Annotated in this window: 4 protein-coding genes; all 4 read left to right on the top strand. The window is 59.6% G+C overall.

Translation table 11 applies throughout. The annotated features are described in order from the left end of the window. Positions 1 to 813: ABC transporter substrate-binding protein (locus QZ522_RS17870; RefSeq protein ID WP_294614772.1), on the top strand; the 813-nt coding region annotated here is incomplete at its 5' end. A gap of 32 nt (positions 814 to 845) precedes the next feature. Then, a complete protein-coding gene (locus QZ522_RS17865) occupies positions 846 to 1,940 on the top strand; it encodes a microcin C ABC transporter permease YejB (RefSeq protein WP_294614770.1) in 1,095 nt (364 codons plus the stop codon). 127 nt (positions 1,941 to 2,067) lie between these two features. After that, positions 2,068 to 3,174 carry an ABC transporter permease gene (locus tag QZ522_RS17860; RefSeq protein ID WP_294614768.1) on the top strand — a complete coding sequence of 369 codons (1,107 nt, stop codon included), beginning with the start codon at positions 2,068 to 2,070 and terminating at the stop codon, positions 3,172 to 3,174. Then, the coding region (locus tag QZ522_RS17855) for an ABC transporter ATP-binding protein (RefSeq protein ID WP_294614765.1) at positions 3,171 to 4,675 on the top strand (1,505 nt) is incomplete at its 3' end. The genes QZ522_RS17860 and QZ522_RS17855, both read left to right, overlap by 4 nt.

Raw genomic sequence — 4,675 nt, 5'->3', positions numbered from 1 at the left:
GAATCGCTGCAATACGGCCTGTTCAAACAGCGCCATTCCTTTGTGCAGGACACCCCGCTGGAAGCGACGGGCGTGCCCGAGGGGGCCGAACTTGAACTGCTGAAATCACTTGGCGATATCGTGCCCGAGGAGATGCTGAGCACACCCGCGGTGATGGCGCATTCCTCGAACGGGGCGCGGCTTAACGATCGGCGCAACCTGCGCCGGGCCATGAAGCTTTTGGACGAGGCGGGCTGGGCCGTGGGGGATGACGGCAAGCGCCGGAATGCCAAGGGCGAGGTTCTCAAGATCGAAATCCCGATCTCTGCCTCCGGCTCGGCGACGATGTCGGCGGTGGTGGAAAGCTTTGTCAGCAATCTTGACCTGATGGGGATTGATGCGCGGTTCGACAAGATCGACGCGGCACAATACACCCAACGCAGCCGCGACCGCGACTATGACCTGATCTTTGACAGCTATACATCGTTTCTTGAGGCAGGCACCGGGCTGCATCAGCGCTATGGCAGCAAAGAGGCGGCGTTCAGCCTGTTCAACCCTGCGGGCCTGGCCAGCCCGATGGTTGACGCGATCATCGACGTCGCCCTTGAATCGGACAGCACCGAGGCCCAGAACGTCGCCCTGACTGCGTTAGACCGGGCGCTGCGATACGAGTTCTTCATGATCCCGACCTGGTATCTTGATCAGAACTGGGTTGCCTATTGGGACATGTATGATCATCCTGATCCCTTGCCGCGCTATGCGACCGGGGTTCTCGATTTCTGGTGGTTCGATGCGGATAAGGCCAAGGCGTTGAAGGACGCGGGGGCGCTGTGATCCAACCAGTCATGCCATTGGGGGCCGTGTAGATGGGCGCCTATATCCTGCGGCGTCTGCTGTTGATCATCCCGACGCTGTTGGGGATCATGATCATCAACTTTGCCCTCGTGCAATTCGTGCCTGGCGGCCCTGTCGAGCAGATGATTGCCAATATGCAAGGTCAGGGCAATGTGTTCGAAAGCTTTTCCGGCTCGGGCAGCGATACAGGCCAGGACCTGACGGCAAGCACCGGCGGCAATGAGCAATACCTTGGTGCGCGCGGCCTTCCGCCCGAGTTGATCAAGGAGCTGGAAGAACAGTTTGGCCTTGATAAGCCGCCGGTGGAGCGGTTCTTCAACATGATGTGGAATTACATGCGGCTTGATTTCGGAGAGAGTTATTTCCGAAAGATCAATGTGCTTGATCTGGTGCTTGAAAAGATGCCGGTCAGTATCACGCTGGGGCTTTGGTCGACGGTGATCGCCTACCTCGTGTCGATCCCGCTTGGCATCCGCAAGGCGGTGGGCGATGGCAATCGTTTTGACACATGGACAAGTGCGGTGATCATCGTGGCCTATGCGATCCCGGCGTTCCTGTTCGCAATCATGCTTTTGGTGCTCTTCGCCGGTGGCAGTTACTGGCAATTGTTCCCGCTGCGCGGGCTGACCTCGGACAATTTCGAACAACTGTCGCTGCTGGGCAAGGCGATGGATTATCTCTGGCACATCGCGCTGCCGGTGCTGGCCTCGACCATATCGGCCTTTGCGACACTGACATTGCTGACCAAGAACAGCTTTCTCGACGAGATCAAGAAGCATTACGTGATGACGGCGCGGGCCAAGGGGCTAAGCGAAGGCAAGGTGCTTTATGGTCATGTGTTCCGCAATGCGATGCTGATCGTGATCGCGGGCTTTCCGGCGGTGTTCATCGGGGTGTTCTTTGGCGGTTCGGTCCTGATAGAGACGATCTTCAGCCTTGATGGCCTTGGCCGGCTTGGCTTTGAGGCCGCCGTCGGGCGCGATTACCCGGTGATGTTTGGCACTCTGTTCCTGTTCGGGTTGATCGGCCTGCTTGTCGGGATCCTGTCGGATTTGATGTATGTGCTGGTCGACCCTAGGATCGATTTTGAAAAGCGGGAAGGGTGAGGCGCATGAGAGATGATGCCGGCGCCGCAAGGACAGGGGTGGAGTGGGGGCGCTGCCCCCCAAGAAAATTCGGTGAATTTTCTTGTCCCCCGGAGTGCTTCTGGAAAGATGAAAGAGGGGGATGGTGATGGCCCTGTCACCGCTCAATCAGCGCCGCTGGCGCAATTTCAGGCGCAATCGGCGGGCCTATTGGTCGCTTGTTCTGTTTGCGATCGTGTTCGGGGTTTCGCTGTTTGCCGAGTTCGTGGCCAATGACAAGCCGATCCTGGTGCAATACCGGGGCGAGTTTTACACGCCTGTGTTTCGGTTTTATCCCGAGACGGCCTTTGGCGGCGATTTTGAAACCGAGGCGATTTATCGTGACCCCGAGGTGAAGTGCCTGATCGCGAGCGGTGGTCTTGATATCTGTTTTGACGATCCCGAGGGGGTTATCGAGGATGCCGCCGACGGGGTTGTCGAGGGTGAAGAGATCGCGGCGGGCTGGGCGATATGGCCGCCTATTCCCTATAGCTATAACACTACCGTCGATCGCCCCGGTGCCGCGCCCCTGCCGCCCAATGCACAGAACCTTCTGGGGACGGATGATACCAAGCGCGATGTGCTTGCGCGGGTGATCTACGGGTTCCGCCTGTCGGTGTTGTTCACGCTGATCGTCACCGCGTTGTCCTCGGTGATTGGCATTTTCGCCGGCGCCGTGCAGGGCTTTTTCGGCGGGCGCACCGATCTTATCTTTCAGCGGGTGATCGAGATCTGGTCGTCCACTCCACAGCTTTACGTGATCATCATCCTGTTTGCGATCCTGCCGCGCAGTTTCTGGCTTTTGGTGTTCATCACCGTGCTTTTTGGCTGGATGGGGTTGGTGGGGGTGGTCCGCGCCGAGTTCCTGCGCGCGCGCAATCTTGAATATGTACGCGCGGCGAAGGCATTGGGGGTGAGCAACCTGACGATCATGTTCCGCCATATGCTGCCCAATGCCATGGTGGCGACGCTGACCATGCTGCCGTTCGTGATCACCGGGACGATTTCGCTGTTGGCGGGGCTCGATTTCCTTGGCTTCGGCTTGCCGTCCTCTTCGCCGAGTCTTGGCGAATTGACGCTTCAGGCCAAGCAGAACCTTCAGGCGCCCTGGCTTGCCTTTACCGCCTTTTTTGCCTTTGCCATCATGTTGTCGCTGCTGGTCTTCATCTTTGAAGGCGTGCGGGATGCGTTTGACCCCAGAAAGACATTCGAATGAGCCTTTTGACGGTCAGGGATCTGCGGGTAAGCTTTCGTCAGGACGGGCAATTGATCGAGGCGGTCAAGGGCGTGTCCTTTCATCTTGATCGCGGCGAGACGGTGGCCATCGTCGGCGAAAGCGGGTCGGGAAAATCGGTGACGGCGCTGAGCACGGTGTCGCTGCTTGGCGGGTCTGCCGAGGTGTCGGGCAGCGTTACCTATGACGGTCAGGAGATGATCGGCGCCGATGACAGGCGGCTGCGACAGGTGCGTGGCAACGATATCAGCTTTATCTTTCAAGAGCCGATGACCTCGCTCAACCCGCTGCACACGCTGGAAAAGCAGATCCGCGAAAGCCTTGAACTGCATCAGGGGCTGACCGGGGATGCGGCCAGGGCGCGCATTATCGAGTTGTTGCAAAGGGTCGGCATCCGCGATGCCGAAAGCCGCCTCGGGGCCTATCCGCATCAATTGTCCGGCGGACAGCGCCAGCGGGTGATGATCGCCATGGCGCTGGCCAACAAGCCCGATATCCTGATCGCGGACGAGCCGACGACGGCGCTTGACGTGACCATTCAGGCCCAAATCCTGGAGCTGCTGGCAGAGTTGAAGCGCGAAGAGGGGATGGGCCTTTTGTTCATTACCCACGACCTTGGGGTTGTTCAGCGGATTGCCGACCGGGTTTGCGTGATGAAGGACGGCGAGATTGTCGAAGCCGGGCCGACGGCCGGAATCTTTGCCAATCCAGAGCATCCTTATACCCGGAAATTGCTGGGTGCGCGGGCGGTGGGACAGCCCGCCGTTGTTCCGGAAGATGCACCGGTGATGGTGCAGACCGAGGGGCTGCGCGTCTGGTTCCCGATTCAGAAGGGGTTTCTGAAACGCACTGTCGGCCACGTGAAGGCGGTTAACGACGCCAATCTGACGGTGCGGGCGGGCGAGACACTCGGCATCGTCGGGGAAAGCGGGTCGGGCAAGACGACGCTGGCACTTGCGATCATGCGGCTGATTGCCTCCGAAGGGAGGATCACATTTGATGGCGGCGATGTGCATGGCTGGTCGACGCGCGAACTGCGTCACCGCAGGGCGGATATGCAGATCGTCTTTCAGGACCCGTTTGGCTCGCTCAGCCCGCGCCTCTCGGTCGATCAGATCATCGGCGAAGGCCTTGCCGTCCACCAGCCTGGCCTCAGCGCGGCCGAGCGCGACGCGCGCACCGTCACCGCCCTCCGGGAGGTCGGCCTGCCGCCCGTAACGCGCTTCCGCTATCCGCATGAATTTTCCGGCGGCCAGCGCCAGCGCATCGCCATTGCCCGGGCTTTGGCCTTGAACCCAAAACTGATTGTCGCAGATGAGGCGGTTTCGGCGCTGGATGTTTCGGTGCAGGCGCAGGTGTTGAACCTGATGATGGAACTGCAGGCGGATCTGGGTCTGTCCTTCCTGTTCATCAGCCACGACATGGCGGTGGTGGAACGGGTGAGCCATCAGGTTGGGGTGATGTATCTGGGCCGAATCGTCGA

The organism is uncultured Roseovarius sp. (genome assembly GCF_913054395.1).
In the GTDB taxonomy this organism is placed as follows: domain Bacteria; phylum Pseudomonadota; class Alphaproteobacteria; order Rhodobacterales; family Rhodobacteraceae; genus Roseovarius.
Note: the sequence above shows the minus strand (reverse complement) of the source record. Positions and strands in the feature narration are given on the sequence as shown.

What these genes read in the sequence shown, in the direction of transcription:
- QZ522_RS17865 (WP_294614770.1), top strand. Translation starts at nt 846, where the DNA reads ATGGGCGCCTATATCCTGCGGCGTCTGCTGTTGATCATCCCGACGCTG.
- QZ522_RS17860 (WP_294614768.1), top strand. Translation starts at nt 2,068, where the DNA reads ATGGCCCTGTCACCGCTCAATCAGCGCCGCTGGCGCAATTTCAGGCGC.